Raw genomic sequence first — 15,845 nt, 5'->3', positions numbered from 1 at the left:
ACTGCCGTCCTATTTATAAAGGTCAATCAGCCGATTGACTTCGTCACGCGCAGCTTGTTCATTCGATGTATAAACGTCCCCGGCAGGGATTGGTGCCACAGATGTTGTCTGTGGCTGAGCTTCTTGTTGTCCTTCCTTTTTCAGTTCCATTTGGCCGGTGATGCTCACCTTACCTGCATCGCCGTCACCGTTCCATGCCACGTCAAGGCCCATAGCCTCGGAAATAAAGCGCAGCGGCACGTAGCTTCGGCTGTCATAGAGGACTGCCGGAGCATCCAGCGGCACGACTTCTTCATGGTTATCTTTAGAAATAGTGGCGTGGTCTTCACCGATGGTCATGCGAATAATCGTGCCTTTAAACCCTACCAGAAAACCTGCCTTTTGGCTGTCTGTTGCCGGCATAAAGTTCACAATACAACCCAACTCTTCAGAAATATAACGCACCGGCACCATAACTCTATTGGTCTCGGCGTCAATATAGCCGTCTCCCATCACCTCAGGAATTGTTTTTAGGGCGCCGTTGATGGTGATTTCAACAGCCCGTTTCGATGCAGTCTCAGGAAGTTGGCCCACAGCACTGACAAAGCTTGGCATGAGACTGAGGGCACAGGTCGTCACTGCCATCCATTGTTTTAATTTCATAGTTACCTCACTTTTGAATTGACATTTAAAATTGAGTTTCAGTTTTTTTCATTATATCACAGTTAATGAATAGAGACCGTTTCGGGCGTATTCTTAACTTTTTCTTATAATTTGTAACGTTTAGCCGCACCATAAAAAAAATGGATTTTTTCAAATCCATTTTTTAGTCGTTATAAGTTTTTAATCGCTTCAGTCAGTTTCGGTACCACCTCAAAGAGGTCGCCCACGATACCGTAGTGAGCAATATCAAAGATATTGGCCGTCGGATCGTTATTGATAGCAATGATGATGTCAGAATTTTTCATGCCTTGGATGTGCTGCGCGGAGCCTGAAATCCCAATGGCAATATAGACTTTAGGATGAACCTTTCGACCGCTCATCCCGACATAGCGATCCTGTGGAATCCAAAGTTGATCAGAAATCGGCTTAGTGCCTGTGGTTTGAGCACCGAGAGCGTCGGCAAGCTCAGTGATGAGGTGCCAATGCTTCGGTTCTTTAAGACCCAGCCCACCTGCCACGATCACACGGGCATCTTCCAGTGTGGAGTTGGCGGTATTGGCTTTTACTGAACCCAGAATTTCAGTTAAGCATTCTGCGTCGGTCAGTGTCACATCGACCTTGACCACCTCGCCTTTGCGATTGGCGTCCGCTTCATTGATCTCATAGACATCTTCCGCCACGGTTCCCATCTTTGGAATGGATTGAGAGCGTACATCAGAGAAGAGTTGTCCATCGAAAGTCGGGCGAATCCACTTGATATCATCTTTGGTATCATTGAGCTCCACTGCCACACATTCGGCAACCAGACCGATTTTCTTACGTGCAGCATAACGCCCGCCCATATCGCGCAGATTGTGAGTAGCAGGCATCATAATGCCAAAAGGATCCGACGCCTCTACCACAGCTTCAAAGACTTTGGTATAGCTGAGGGTGAGATAATCTTTGAGACGAGGATTTTCCGCCACGAGCACTCTGTCGGCGCCGTGAGCGATGAGCTCATCTGCAAATTTTGCGACGTCACTGCCAATGAGGCAGGCATCCAGTCTGCCGTCCAGTTCATCGGCAATCTCCCGAGCTCGGGATAAAATTTGAAGGGAAAGCGGCGTGACTTTATCAGTAACTTCCATTACAGCTAAAATATTTTTCATGCGTCCCTCCCAAGAATGTGTTCACGTTGTAAAATAGCGACGAGCTCTTCCACTTGTTTGTCCACACTGCCTTCCAGATGTGTACCTGTGGCACGACGCTCCGTATCAAAGACTTCATTGACAATGGTTGGTGAGCCGGCAGCTCCGAGACGATCCGCTGCGGCATCAATATCCTTGTCTGAGATAATGGTCACTTTTGAGGCAGGCACACTGTTCACCTTATCTTTGGAAATCTTGCCGACTTCGTCGTCATTGCGCATAACAGTTAACAGTGCCGGTGTGGGCAGCTTCTGCTTTTCAATTCGGCCTTCCAAAGCGCGCAAAGCAGTGATCTGACCATCTTTTACACTGAGACTCTTCACGTAGGTACATTGGTTGAGACCCAAATGCTCAGCTACTTCCGGCCCCACTTGAGCCGTGTCGCCATCCAAAGTATTGGTGCCGCAAAAAACCATGTCGAAAGTGCCAATGGATTCAATGGCTTTAGACAACGCGTATGAGGTTGCCAAGGTGTCGGAACCTCTAAAGGCAAGGCTTGAGAGGACATAACCGTCGTCAGCACCGCGAGCAATGGCTTCCTGAACCATTTCTGCCGCCACATCAGGCCCCATGGTAAGGACCGTAATCTTACCGCCGTTGTCTTTCTTTACTTGAATTGCCAGCTCCAATGCGTTTAAATCACTTGGATTGACAATAACTTGCAGGCCTTCTCGAATGAGATTGTGCGTCTCAGGATCAAGACGCACTTTGGAAAATTTAGGCACTTGTTTCATCAGTACCAGATAGTTCATGCTTCCTCCTTAAAAAATGCGGGCCACAACCCGCATTTGGTTTTATTTTACAGCTTTGATATAGTCAATTGGTTGCGGCGTAATGGTCTTTGCCTCTTTAATCGCATCTACCATCATGTCCCGAATAGGGATATAGGTTTCATCGACATTTTGAGCGTTGGAAAAATCGTATCCGTCACCGCCTGTGTACATAAAGTCGTTGATAACCACACGATACATGTCATTATCCTTGATTTCCGTACCGTCTTCAAGTGTAATTTTGGTAATGCGCTGTTCAAACGGTTTGGTGCTGTCATATTCCACATTCACACCGATGAAAGCCCCATCTGTCGTTTCCGGCATCAGAATACCGTGGTCGATGGCTTTTCGTACATCCGCCCCGGACAAATCCATGGCAACCAGATAGTTGTCAAACGGCATAATCTCATACAAATCACCCATAGTGATGGTGCCAGCATCTAAGGTGCGTCGAAGTCCGCCGCCGTTGGTAATGGCGATTTGAGCGTTCGTTGCTTTGCGCATGACATCCGTCGTCCAACGACCTAAAAGAGATACGGAACCTTTGGCGTCGCGATCGTGAGTAAACTCACCGGCAGCTTCGCCAAGTTGTTCGCCTTTGATCGGTTGGAGCTCGTCTTGCAATTCAGTATAGACTTTAGTCATCGCAGGATCTTTCGTCAGCTTATCTTTGATATCTTCACCATAATAGAGATCGGTGTGCACAGATTCCAATTTACCGTCTTCAATATCCAGTGTGACAACGCCGACTGCACGGCCGGTGTAGTAAGCTTGGAGTATATCGATGCCGTTCACTTCACCACTGACAGATTGATGTGAGTGAGAAGAGAGGATGAGATCCACACCTTTGATTTTTTTCGCAACATCAGCTGCCGTGCCGGTAATAGTACCATCTTTATCCTGTGCCGAATCCAAGTGTGTAAGAAGCACTACCGCATCAACAGGGCCGCCTTCAAAGTCTTCAGATCGAAGCATATCGGCATATTTTTGAGCCGCTTCAGCCGAGTCCGTAAATTCAAGGTCTTTTACATTTTCTCTTTTCGTGAGCGTTGTGGTGTTAGGATGTGCCAGCCCGATGACGCCGATGCGTTGGCCTGCAACAGTGTAGACATCATAAGGTTTTGCCCAACTTACCGGTTCGCCGGTGGTCTTGTCGACAATGTTGGCGGCCAAAAATTCCATGTTGCCGTCCTTTTCCCATTTGTCCACTTCACCGATGCCCCAGTCGAAGTCATGGTTACCCACAGCAGAAGCCTTGGTGTCCATGGCTTTGATCATGGCAGATACCGGGATACCCTTGGTCAAATTGGAATCACTGGTACCTTGATAGGAGTCCCCGCCGTTTAAGACAATGGTGTTCTTGTTCTTTTCCCGGAAGGCATTAACGTAACCTACCATTTTTTCCATACCCATGTCGCGCATACTGCCGGTTGTTTCTTCAGAAATGCCGCCGTGGAAGTCGTTCATGTAAAGAATGTGAATATCTTCTTCATCGACCGGTCCCAGTTTCACAGATTGCTTAGCCGCGTCAGCTTTGGTAAAAGCACCCGTGGAAACAAGGTAGTCGCCAAGGGTCCATCCGGTACCGTTGTTCAGTTCAATGCTCAGTGCACGTTCAATATACTTAGCGCCGTCCCGTTTGGTGAGCGTACCGTCTAGAGTTTCAGCAGCATCTAAGAGCTTGATGTCTTTCGCAATGGTTTCAGCGTTGTTATAGGCGTCCATTTGAGGATAATCCAAAGCTCTCAGGATAAAAGTGACAAAGTCCCGTTTCAACATGGCGCCGTCAGGATTGAAGGCGTCACTGGCCGTGCCGTTACTGATCCGGGTAATGGTTGCAAGACCGCCATAGCCTGCAAACCAAGTGTCCACATCTTTAAACGGATTGAGTTTGACATACTCATCCCCTTGAGAAGCTTCCTGACTGTAACCTAAAGCTTTCAAGATCATCGTCAAGCCTTCGTCCCGTTGAAGTTCTGCATCCAATTGTGCCGGTGTATTGGTCTTGTCCAATAGATTCAGATCCTGGAGCGTCACAACAGAGTCCGTATCGGCAAAAACACTATGGCTACCTAAGGCTAAGGTGAGAGCTAATATACTCCCTGCTAATTTTTTGTTCATCAAATCCTCCTTGATTGTAAGTGATTATGTTCGTGATCGTCTTGTTAAGGTATACCCGAAAGGGCGATATACCGAACTGATTCAGCGTATTTTCTTACGCGTGGAAAATGACTTCCACTAAATCAATGACAAAAGTACTGTCCACATCATAAAAAATTTCAGTACCTTTACGACGACTTTCCAAGATATGTGCGCGTTTCAATTTGCCAAGGTGCGACGACACCGAAGGTTGAGGAATGTCAAGCACCTTTTGAAGTTGGGATACATTTTGTGCCCCGTTGTGCATGAGGTATCGCACAAGGTTTAACCGAATGGGGTGAGCCAACACTTTGAGCATTTCCGAACGCTCTTCCAACAAAGATTCCTTCATCTCTAGCATAGCAAACTAACATCTCCTCTTTTGAAATTTAATTTTCCCATCACTATAGCTCACACCGACATACCCTTTGTCCAGAAGTTCATGAATGGTGTCGTGCTCACCCGGCGCAGCCTCTGCCGTCTCGTCGGTAAACTCAAAATCCCTTTGAAAGTCTCTGAAAAAGATAAACCGAAGCACGCCCTCAGGAAACTGCTCACTGGGATAGACATGTTTAAGCGCAACCAAGTGTGTACCTGCGTTAATGCTGTTGGCAAAAGAAATCTCGTTATCCGGTGAAATTGTGCTGGCATACACATGATAACCGTCCGCCATCAGCTCCTCCAACATCATGGTACGCAACTTATTTTGAAAGCCGAAACCTCTTGCCTTTTCATGCAAAAGCACGGTATCCAGATTCACCACATGCTTTGCATCGGTCTTAATATCGGTATAGGCGACCAGACTGTCCTCCCGCGGCGTGATCGTCACATAACGAAACCCTACCAATTCATCATCCAGGTAAACGCCGAGTCCCCGTCCGCCATCTTTAAGGGTCTTTTCAATATACTCCAAGTCGTCTCGTACAAAGATATGTTTTTGATCAATGCGTGAATACACATCTTCCACCAAGGCAATAAGCTGCGGTGCATCTTCAGGCTTTAACTTTCGAAAATTAAAACTGTCTTGAGTTAAGTTGTTCAATATCTTTCCTCCATTAAAAGAGTATCGTGTTTTATAGGCTTATTATATCCTTTTACAATAATAAAATAACATTATTTTTATATTTATCATTTAAAAATATCTGGAAATTTTATTGTAAAAATATTCTCACCTTTAAGGGCTGAACAACACTGCTATTTGAATCGCCCGACATGACATCTCGTCACTGTTTATAAACCTGAATTAGCACTCGACATTCACACAATAAAAAACAGCCAAGTTAGACTTAGCTGCAAGGATGGTGCCATTATTTACCGTAGAGGACGGCTTCCAATTCTTTTTTTCTCGCCAGATAGGCCGACTCACTTTCACATAAAGCTGCAGATTCGTCTTCCACTCTTTGCTGAATAACTTCTTCTAAATGAGCTTCGGCAAAGGGATAGACGACACCATTTTCTTTTTCGATGTGTTGTCGAAGTAAGTTGACGTAACTCATGGCGTGAGTCAAAAGCTGAAGCATGGTGTGTCGATTCGGTGTTGCCTCATAGGCGTTGAGATATTCCTCCATCCCGAGACAATAGCTTCGCGCCAGCTGGTGCTCCACCAGCATACCTGAGCGCACCAACTTTTGAGCCGCCGTGCCCAACGTGTCTTCCATATAGCGAAAGAGAATGTCCTCTTCCTTTTTATGATGTATGCCGTCGGCGTATTCTCGAATATAGCTAATGGCGGCTCTGAAAAAAGCTGTATTGACAGTGTGCACCTCCAGAATACGAAGACATTCGACTTCTATGCGATCGACAAAAGCAGTGATGGCTTCGTGTTCAGTCATTAAAACTTCAATTGATTTCATGTTGATCTCCAATACTATAGTGATTGTCCTGTTGGATCAGTACGTAACCCGCAGGCTCAATCAAACCTTGAATGTAAGCGTTGCGCACATCCCAATACATACTCACATCATTCCAAAATGCTTCATGGACGTCCCGCTTGACGACAAAATCGACTTCATCATCGCTACCTGTAAAGACGCATGCCCCGTCACAAGGCATGCCATCCAAAAATTTAGAAGTTATCTGCTGATAGGCCTCTATTTTTGTACCGTGAAAATCTTCCTGCTTTCCAAAATCATACGCTCGTGCAATGAGATCTTCTCGGCTGCTGGATGCTGCAACATATGCCGCCGCCTTTTCGAGTCGTCGTTCTGCAAGATGCACCCGATCCGATAACCAAGTGTGAATGTTATCAGGATCGATGAGCTCTGACACGTTTCCCTTTTCAATAACCCCGACCTGATCGAAATCCAATGGGGTACCGTCTTGGAGCAACCACTGAACGAGATGCTCAGTGAACTGAATTCTATCCCACATCAGATGATGAATATAACCTAAAAAAGCACTCATTCCATCGCCTCCAAACGCCGAAAAACGTCATGAATATCAAGTCCGTAAACTATGACAGCCTTTGCCAACATCTCCTCTCGGAAAGCCGAACAGGCAATGTAGCCCACTCTCATATCTCGAAGTATACTGATACATTCAGGATGTCTTGCCATAAGCTCACCTATTCGTAAAACTCGAATTGATGTCTATCATAGACGCAGCTCGAGTTTTTGTTATTTCAGGAAAGAACGCGGCCATGTCCGCCTCCACAGTCTCAATCGACGCAAGGTCGAAGTTATCTTCCAAAACTTTCACCACATTCGGTGAAAGAAAAGCAGGCAGCGTCGGTCCCAGGTGAATATGCTTTATCCCCAGAGACAAAAGCGCCAAGAGAACGATGACCGCTTTTTGTTCATACCATGCGATATTGTAGATGATAGGAAGATCGTTGATATCGTTCAGCTCTAAAATGTCCTTCAGTTTAAGTGCGATAAGCGCTAAAGAATATGCATCGTTACACTGCCCCGCATCCAACACACGAGGGATGCCGTTGATGTCGCCGAGATCCAATTTGTTATAGCGATACTTGGCACACCCTGCTGTGAGAATGACGGTGTCCTTGGGTAGAGCTTCGGCAAACATCGTGTAATAGTTTCGGCCTTGCTGTCTGCCGTCACATCCGGCCATGACCACAAACTTGCGAATGGCGCCGGACTTTACCGCTTCCACGATGGAATCGGCAAGTTCAAAGACCTGTCCATGAGCAAACCCGCCAACAATGTGACCAGATTCAATGGCCGTCGGGGCGGCGAGACGTTTCGCATGGGCAATGATCTCAGAAAAATCTTTTTCTTCACCAATCTCTCCTCCAAGGTGCTTACAGCCAGGATAGCCTGCCGCACCAGTGGTGTAAATTCTGTCGATATAACTTGCCTTAGGCGGTACGATGCAATTTGTGGTAAAAAGAACCGGCCCGTTAAAACTTTCAATTTCTTCGCGTTGGCGCCACCATGCATTGCCGTAATTACCGACAAAGTGGGGGTACTTTTTAAAAGCCGGGTAATAATTCGCCGGCAACATTTCTGAATGAGTATAGACATCAACCCCGGTGCCTTCCGTTTGCTTTAAAAGCATTTCCATATCCCGTAAGTCATGACCTGAAATGAGGATGGCTGGATTATGTCGAGTCCCTATAGTCACCTGAGTGATCTGCGGATGTCCATAAGCTGACGTGTTGGCTTCGTCTAAAAGAGCCATGGCTCTCACACCGTACGATCCGGTCTCCAAAACCAAGTCCACCCATTCATCCGGCGTATGCACCTCCAAAGTTTTAACCAAAGTTTCCTGAATAAATCGATGTATGTCCTCATCCTCTTTCAAAAGAGCATTGGCATGTTGCATATAGGCGCCAAGACCTTTTAGCCCGTAGATAGTGAGCTCTCGAAGGGATCTGATATCCTCATCTTCTGTGTCAAATACACCTACCGTAACGGCTTTATCATAGATAAGCGTTAATTCTCTTTCATCGTATAGCGCTGCCTCTGAAAGCTCCGACATATCCTTTATATCTTTCAAAAGTTCCGCCTTAAGCTCTAACGTCTTGACAATGTTTTTTTGAAAAGCCGCGTTATCAAAGTTAGCATTGGTAATGGTGGTAAATAAATTATACGTCACTTGTCGATTCACTGTCTGATCCGAGCGTCGCCCTTGAGCCCTCAAAGTAACCAACACCTGAGCCAACCCCTTGGTAACCCAAATAAGCATATCCTGCAAGTTGGCCACAGTGGCATTTTTACCACAGACGCCTACTTGGGTACATCCCTTATTGCCTGCAGTTTCTTGACATTGATAACAAAACATAGTCTCCATATCATCCTCCTATACATGGTTAAGTCATTACTCATATCATGTACTCAGTGTACCAACACCCCTTTTGTTGATCTGTAACGTATGTTACCAAAGTTGTTTATTCTATGCTGCGCTCTAAATCGATGCGATTAAAGCCAATATGTTGCCTATCCAGAGTAATAAGTCCTTCGCGTTGCATGTTGGCAAGTTCACGAGACACGGACGGACGCGGGACGCCGATAAAACTTGCCAAGTCTTCCCGTGTGAGTTCAAGAGTCAGTGTATCTCCATTACTATAAGATAAGAAGAAACTTGATCAGCTTCTCCCGAATGGACAGGGACGCCATGAGAAGAAGCTTTTTATTGAGAAAGAGTGCCTTTGCCGCAAGAATGCGGAGCATATTCACCGCCACAGGCGATAACACTACACCCTCCATGGAAAAAGCCGCCTTAGGAATGGCAAGTACCGTTGAATCCTCATTGGCATAGGCGGAGTAGTCATAGGATGCTTCAGGTGTATACATATACACCTCGCCAAACACCGTGCCAGGATTTCGAAAGACATTGACAATAGCACGCTTACCGGCAGCGTCGTTGTGCTCCACCACAATGCTGCCTCCCTCCAAAATGAAGGTGCACTCAGGTACATCATTTTGCATAAAAACGTAATCACCTTTGGTCAAGTGAAGCTGCTTTGCCCCTGCATTTTTTAAAAACGAGGCGACGTCGTCCGCCGTCATCCCTTGAAACAATTCACTTTGATCTGCCATAAGCGCCTCCCCTTCCTTTTATGTTATCATTATATATTATTGCTCTTGGATCTGTTATAATATTCTCAAGTAAGGAGGCTATAATGAAACAAAGTAAAGGTATAAGCTTTGCCGATGTAATCAAAATACTTTTAATCATCGTGGCTATAGCACTTATTGTGATACTCTCTCTGATGGGTAGCTATGTGCTGTCCGTGTTAAAGCAAGCACCTGTCATTGACCCGAACAATTATCGCAGTTTAATTAATGAAACCTCAAAAATCTATTCTGACGACGGTCAACTTGTAGAGTCGCTGGTCTTAAACGAATTCTCCGAGTACGTGACGTTGGATAAAATTCCGAAGCACCTGCAAAAAGCGGTCATCGCCGTAGAAGACGAACGTTTCTACGACCATAACGGACTCGACCTTCAGCGTGTTGCCGGAGCCATTATCTACGACATCAAAAACCGCTCTCTGGAGCAAGGTGCATCCACGCTGACCATGCAGCTTGCAAAGAATCTGTACACTTCGTCAGCCAAAGATTTCAACCGTAAAATTACCGACGTATTCTATGCATTCAACTTGGAAAATAAACTATCGAAAGATCAGATCTTAGAGGCCTATCTCAATTCCGCCGGTTTTTCCAAGGGAACTGTCGGCGTACAGGCTGCAGCCAAAACATTCTTTGACAAGGACGTGTCGGATCTCACATTGGCGGAATCAGCTTTAATTGCCGGTGTCACCAACCGTCCCGGAGCGTATTCCCCTTACAACAACGCCTACATCACGGCTGACGATGACTTGGAAACCGTACCTTTTGTACTCCAGCCTCTGAGCGAGAACGGTGAAAATTCAGAAGAGACTGTGGCTTATGCCGAAAAGCTTTTTGAGCTGGGCCGCATTGATCAATTTGACCTGTCTCAGATCAAAGGCAATATTTTGATTCCGATGAAAGCGGAGTTCAACCCCAACTCTAAAAAGCGTCAGGAACTGATTTTACGACTCATGGCAGAGCAGGGCTACATCACCGCCGCCGAACGTGACGACGCTGTCAATGAAGACATCGTCATCAAAATCGGACGCCGAAGTGAAAAAGGTGTGAGCAACTACTTTATCGACGAAGTGAAAAATGAAACGGTAGAGATTCTTCAAAGTTTGGGATATTCCAAAGAAGACGCCCAAGCCAAGCTCTATAACGGCGGCTTTAAAATTATCTCCTCCATGCAAATCGATATGCAAAAACACTTGGAAGAAGTCACCAGCAACGCCCGCTACTTCCCCGGCAGCCGTACCGATGATGCCGGTATTCCTCAGCCTCAAGTCGCCTCTGTCGTGATGAATCCGCACAACGGCGAAGTCAAAGCACTTGTCGGAGGCCGCGGTATTGCCGGCGGCGCTCTGTTTAATCGTGCTGTCAAACCTCGTCAGCCAGGTTCGTCCATCAAACCTATCTCCGTCTACATGACCGCCTTAATGAACGGTTCTACAGCCGCCGACGTCTATTTGGATGAGCCGATTCCGTCTCGCGTCCTCGGCACCAGCAGTTGGCGTCCGCAAAATGTGTCCGGTTACTACGGTTGGCAAACTATTCGCGACTTGATCCGCCGTTCTTCCAACGTTGGCGCCATTCTCGTCGGGCGGGACATCGGATCCGATTTGGACGCCCACACCCGCACCACCTATTCCACCGCCGTGGATACGGATAAGGCCAACCAAATGATGATTGACAACCTCAAGGCTCTCGGTGTCACAACAGCTTACAGTCTGGAGGACAATCCGGAAGTGAACGATGCCAATTCATCAGCTCTCGCCTTAGGCGGTATGACTGTGGGCATCAGCCCTCTGGAAATGGCCGGAGCCTACACCCCCCTTGCTAACGAAGGTATCTACCAAAAGCCGACCTTTGTCAACCAAATCGCAACCTCGACCGGCAAGATCCTCTACCAAAAGAAACCGGTAGGACCTCAGCACATGACGCCGGCTCAGGCCTTTATTATGACAGATATGCTTCAAGATGTAGTCCGCCGCGGTACAGGGACAAACGCCAACTTCCCGGGAATGCCTATAGCCGGCAAAACCGGTACCACCAACAGACAACGTGACGCATGGTTTGTGGGGTATACGCCGTACTACCTGTGCAGTGTCTGGATTGGTAACGACCGTAACGAACGCCTCCCATTTATGTCCTCCGCCGCAGCGACCTTATGGAAAAACATTATGCGTCCAATCCATGAAGACCTGGAGCGTAAAGAATTCGAACAGCCGGAAGACGTGGAGAAGCGCTACATCCGCGCCATCGGCCGCAGCGAATACTTTGAAAAAGGGACGACGCCGCACTTTACCAACAAGATGGGTTGGTCCGACGGCGAATCCACAAAGAAAAAGTCCGACGAAGACAAGAATACTAATAACAACAAAAAAGATAACGCAAAAAAGAAAGACAATGACAAGAAGTCGAATAGCAACAACAATGATAACGAATAAACAATACGAAAAAAGAGCTCCCCTTTGAAAAGGGAGCTCTTTTATGTTGCCCCGGACCGCTAAACAAATCTGCTCATCCTAATAAAGACAAACGGATAGGACTGTCCCATGCCTTGGTTCTATTTTTCGCCAAATACGCAAATCATCGGCAAAGCCTCCATTCAAAATTATATGGGACGTTTTTGACATCCATTGAAAGATCTACCGACGGGATGTTACATCTTCTTTAGCGTTAAAACCCTCAGCGAGCATATCTGTCGTCATTTTACACATCATCTCATAAAAGCCACGCTACGCCTTAGCATGTCGTTTTATTCTCCAACACAAGCATAAAAGTTACCATGTCAGGCTATGAAAGCCGAGGTAATAGCTACGATATCCTTCAGATAGCATCGATGAAGTAGAGAACGTTACCGCAGATGATTCTATCTCTAAAGATCCTCTCTTGTTTAAAGACTGCACAAACGTTAAAAAGCACCTATCCTATTTGACAGGTGCTAAAATACTATTCCTCAATAATATCAACTTCCATGTTTTTAGGAAGGATTAAATTTAATACAATAGCCACTACAAATACTACCGCTACTACATTGACAGAAAATACAGATTGAATAACTTCAGGGAAAATATGCCAAAGATCGATTTCACTCGCTGTAGTAAATCCGACGCCTACTGACAACGACAATGAAGCAATGGTAATATTTCTCTGTGTAAAACCCGCTTTTGCCAGCATCTGAACCCCAGAAGTAAGGATGGTACCAAACATCATAATGGTACATCCTCCGAGAACCGACTCAGGCAGGGATGCAAAAAAGTTCCCTACTGGCGGAAGAAGTCCTGCCAAAATCATGCACATTGCGCCTGTCATAATGGTGAACCGGTTAACGACTTTTGTCATGGCCACAAGGCCAACATTTTGTGAAAAAGATGTGACCGGTGGGCACCCGAATATTGAAGAAATCGTCGATGCGTAGCCATCACATGCCAGAGACCCCGAAATTTCTTTATCTTCAATATCACGATTTAATCCCGTTGCAACCATGGCGGTTGTATCTCCGATTGTCTCTGCCGCTGATACAAGGAAAATAATACACACTGAGAAAATTGCCCCCATATTAAATTCCGGCGCATACGGTAATAATTTAGGAAGAGCAACAAACCCTCCTGCCATAATAGCAGATAGATCCACTTTGCCCATAGCAATAGCAACAATGTAACCAACAATTAAACCTGCAAGTACAGACAACTGTTTTAAATATCCTTTAGCATATGCATTCCATACAAGACAAACAACTAATGTAATAGTCCCAAGGATAAGGTTCTGAGCCGAACCAAAATCTTCCGTATAACCACCACCAAACGATCTTGCACCGACTGTAAACAATGAAAATCCAATTGCAGTTACCACCGATGCAGCAACAACGGGAGATATAATTTTTCTCCAATATTTTGCAAATAAACCAATGGTGCCTTCAAAAATACCCCCTACTAATACAGCACCCATAACTGTCGGATAACCATAATTAGCTGCAACAGTACTAAGTACAGTTACAAAGGTAAAACTTACTCCCATAACAATAGGAAGTTTAGAACCAACCTTCCACAGCGGATATAGCTGAATTAATGTTGCAATACCAGCTACAAGCATAGCATTTTGAAGCAAAATTGCAATTTCTGATTGGGAAAGTCCTCCTGCCGCCGCAATGATTGTAATCGGTGTAAGGTTTGCTACAAACATTGCTAAAACATGTTGCAATCCAAATGGAATAGCTTTTACAACCGGAACTCTACCATCCAGTCTATAGATATTATTTACATTACTATTTTCCCCATTCATGATACTTCCTTCCTTCTTTCTTTGATATGTATTGATGCAGAGATGATTATTCTGCATAATTATTCACTGCACTAATTTAATTCTATATAAAAGATACCTCGATTTCAATACTGTGCTCCATTAACATTTTATATTTTCTGCTCTAAACCTCAGCCCGTATGTCGCATAATAAGTATCCCTATAAAATAAAGCATTATACTCCTATTTATAGTAAATGAAGCAACATGATCGAGCTCTACTATGTTTGAATTTTCAGCATAAACGGTATAATCTGTGAAATCCGTACTTGAATAACCTCGCATGGGTCAAATCCACGGCTTGCATATTTTATAGCAGGTCCGATATAAATAACTGCACTTGTTGCCGTACATATTATCGCTAATTGCATACATCACTAAATTTTTAATGTTTAACTTCTCAAAGGCAATGAGATAGCTAAGCATTACACATACATAGGGCACCATGAATTGCCCATCATTATCATGATTGACATAATTGGGAAAAAGGAGAGTACTAGGAACTTCAATGACTTTTCCATGACATTAAGTTTTACAAACGTTATTGTCCTCTATTCTGGATAGGACGAAAGATATTTTGATAGCGATTATGTTTACTATTGATGAAACCTCTTTATTATTACATCTCGTTCTTCCATCGTATTTTTGGAATTGAAGTAATATTCGATATCAGACGATTAATGCGACGTTAAAGTTTCCTACGTCTAAATCTTATTAGGCTTGATACGTCATAACTATTGCCTATTTCATCCAACATCGTTAAAGAATTTTATCTGTCTAATTGTTACCTTAAAATTTAATAATTCGTTTATAACATCGTGATACATAAGAAAATGGTCAAAATAAAAGGCCTGCCCTGTGGCAACTTCTTTAGTTTCTCCCTGACTGATACACTAGTGTAAATAAAAAATCCCCATATCCAAAGATATAGGGATAAACGTGTTTAACGTTTTGAGAATTGTGGTGCACGTCTTGCTTTCTTCAAACCGTACTTCTTACGTTCCTTCATACGAGGGTCACGAGTTAAGAAACCGGCTTTCTTAAGAATTGGACGATGTTCCGGATCAGCTTCGATAAGTGCACGTGCAATACCTTGACGAATCGCACCTGCTTGTCCGGTGTACCCGCCGCCTTTAACACGAACGATAACATCGTAACCGTTAGTGGTTTCGGTGAGTTCAAGGGGCGCCTTAGCTACGATACGTAGTGTTTCGTAATCGAAGAAATCTTCTATGTCTCTTCCGTTAATTGTGAAATTACCGTTGCCAGGTAGAAGACGAACTTGAGCTACGGATGTCTTTCTTCTTCCTGTTCCTCTGTATTGAGTTCTATCCATTCTTGCCTCCTAGTTAAGTTCCAAAGTTTCAGGTTTTTGCGCTTCGTGAGGATGAGTTTCACCGGCGTAAACCTTCAGTTTAGTGAACATTTTGCGACCAAGTCTGGACTTAGGGAGCATACCTTTTACAGCGTATTCTACAATGCGTTCAGGGTGTTTGTCTCTGATTTCAGTGTAGGCTACTTCACGACGTCCTCCTGGATAACCAGTGTGGTATGCGTGAATTTTTTGTTGCCATTTATTTCCGGTTAGTTTGATTTTATCTGCGTTGATAACAATGACATAGTCCCCAGTATCCACATGTGGGGTGTAAGTTGGTTTATGCTTTCCTCTTAGAACGGTTGCTACTTCTGTTGCCAAGCGACCAAGTACCTTATCTTTTGCATCGATAACATACCATTTTCTTTCAATGTCACTTGCCTTTGCCATATATGACTTCATGGACTTCCTCC

At 45.0% G+C, this 15,845-nt stretch carries 16 protein-coding genes; 1 reads left to right on the top strand and 15 read right to left on the bottom strand.

The window, feature by feature from the left end; genetic code table 11:
- Positions 1–9: 9 nt before the first annotated feature.
- The 12 genes from O6R05_RS02615 to O6R05_RS02565 all read right to left on the bottom strand — a co-directional run bounded on the left by O6R05_RS02615 (position 10) and on the right by O6R05_RS02565 (position 9,738).
- The gene (locus O6R05_RS02615; protein ID WP_271191986.1) at positions 10–642 is read right to left on the bottom strand and encodes a copper amine oxidase N-terminal domain-containing protein; all 633 of its coding nucleotides are present in this window, start codon (positions 640–642) and stop codon (positions 10–12) included.
- A 170-nt stretch (positions 643–812) separates the two neighbouring features.
- Positions 813–1,790 (bottom strand): electron transfer flavoprotein subunit alpha/FixB family protein, encoded by a 978-nt coding sequence (locus O6R05_RS02610; protein WP_271191985.1) that lies wholly within the window; start codon positions 1,788–1,790, stop codon positions 813–815.
- Positions 1,787–2,581 (bottom strand): electron transfer flavoprotein subunit beta/FixA family protein, encoded by a 795-nt coding sequence (locus O6R05_RS02605; RefSeq protein ID WP_271191984.1) that lies wholly within the window; start codon positions 2,579–2,581, stop codon positions 1,787–1,789. The genes O6R05_RS02610 and O6R05_RS02605 overlap by 4 nt, the downstream gene beginning before the upstream one ends.
- Positions 2,582–2,623: 42 nt before the next feature.
- Positions 2,624–4,720: a 5'-nucleotidase C-terminal domain-containing protein gene (locus O6R05_RS02600; RefSeq protein WP_271191983.1), complete on the bottom strand. Its 2,097-nt coding sequence runs from the start codon at positions 4,718–4,720 to the stop codon at positions 2,624–2,626.
- A 94-nt stretch (positions 4,721–4,814) separates the two neighbouring features.
- Positions 4,815–5,099, bottom strand: coding sequence for an ArsR/SmtB family transcription factor (locus O6R05_RS02595; RefSeq protein WP_271191982.1), 285 nt, complete (start codon positions 5,097–5,099; stop codon positions 4,815–4,817).
- 6 nt (positions 5,100–5,105) lie between these two features.
- Entirely contained in the window at positions 5,106–5,780 is a 675-nt protein-coding gene (locus O6R05_RS02590) for a GNAT family N-acetyltransferase (protein ID WP_271191981.1), read from the bottom strand.
- A 265-nt stretch (positions 5,781–6,045) separates the two neighbouring features.
- The gene (locus O6R05_RS02585; RefSeq protein WP_271191980.1) at positions 6,046–6,591 is read right to left on the bottom strand and encodes a hemerythrin domain-containing protein; all 546 of its coding nucleotides are present in this window, start codon (positions 6,589–6,591) and stop codon (positions 6,046–6,048) included.
- Entirely contained in the window at positions 6,578–7,141 is a 564-nt protein-coding gene (locus O6R05_RS02580) for a hypothetical protein (protein WP_271191979.1), read from the bottom strand. The genes O6R05_RS02585 and O6R05_RS02580 overlap by 14 nt, the downstream gene beginning before the upstream one ends.
- Positions 7,138–7,293, bottom strand: a complete 156-nt coding sequence (locus tag O6R05_RS02575; RefSeq protein ID WP_271191978.1) for a hypothetical protein — start codon at positions 7,291–7,293, stop codon at positions 7,138–7,140. The genes O6R05_RS02580 and O6R05_RS02575 overlap by 4 nt, the downstream gene beginning before the upstream one ends.
- Before the next feature lie 4 nt (positions 7,294–7,297).
- A complete protein-coding gene (hcp, locus tag O6R05_RS02570; RefSeq protein ID WP_271192285.1) occupies positions 7,298–8,980 on the bottom strand; it encodes a hydroxylamine reductase in 1,683 nt (560 codons plus the stop codon).
- A gap of 106 nt (positions 8,981–9,086) precedes the next feature.
- Positions 9,087–9,221 (bottom strand): helix-turn-helix domain-containing protein, encoded by a 135-nt coding sequence (locus O6R05_RS08295; RefSeq protein WP_390904737.1) that lies wholly within the window; start codon positions 9,219–9,221, stop codon positions 9,087–9,089.
- Between the two features lie 40 nt (positions 9,222–9,261).
- The gene (locus O6R05_RS02565) at positions 9,262–9,738 is read right to left on the bottom strand and encodes a Crp/Fnr family transcriptional regulator (RefSeq protein WP_271191977.1); all 477 of its coding nucleotides are present in this window, start codon (positions 9,736–9,738) and stop codon (positions 9,262–9,264) included.
- An 83-nt stretch (positions 9,739–9,821) separates the two neighbouring features.
- Between O6R05_RS02565 and O6R05_RS02560 the strand changes: the two genes are divergently transcribed.
- Entirely contained in the window at positions 9,822–12,203 is a 2,382-nt protein-coding gene (locus O6R05_RS02560) for a transglycosylase domain-containing protein (RefSeq protein WP_271191976.1), read from the top strand.
- Positions 12,204–12,708: 505 nt separating this feature from the next.
- Here O6R05_RS02560 and O6R05_RS02555 read toward each other — a convergent pair.
- From O6R05_RS02555 to rplM, 3 genes are all read right to left on the bottom strand, one after another.
- Positions 12,709–14,040: a uracil-xanthine permease family protein gene (locus O6R05_RS02555; RefSeq protein WP_271191975.1), complete on the bottom strand. Its 1,332-nt coding sequence runs from the start codon at positions 14,038–14,040 to the stop codon at positions 12,709–12,711.
- A 960-nt stretch (positions 14,041–15,000) separates the two neighbouring features.
- Entirely contained in the window at positions 15,001–15,393 is a 393-nt protein-coding gene (rpsI, locus tag O6R05_RS02550) for a 30S ribosomal protein S9 (protein ID WP_271191974.1), read from the bottom strand.
- Between the two features lie 9 nt (positions 15,394–15,402).
- On the bottom strand, positions 15,403–15,834 hold the full coding sequence (gene rplM, locus O6R05_RS02545; protein WP_271191973.1) for a 50S ribosomal protein L13: 432 nt from the start codon (positions 15,832–15,834) through the stop codon (positions 15,403–15,405).
- Positions 15,835–15,845 lie beyond the last annotated feature (11 nt).

The organism is Peptoniphilus equinus, assembly GCF_027921445.1.
In the GTDB taxonomy this organism is placed as follows: domain Bacteria; phylum Bacillota; class Clostridia; order Tissierellales; family Peptoniphilaceae; genus Peptoniphilus; species Peptoniphilus equinus.
This window is presented reverse-complemented; position numbering and strand designations above follow the sequence as displayed.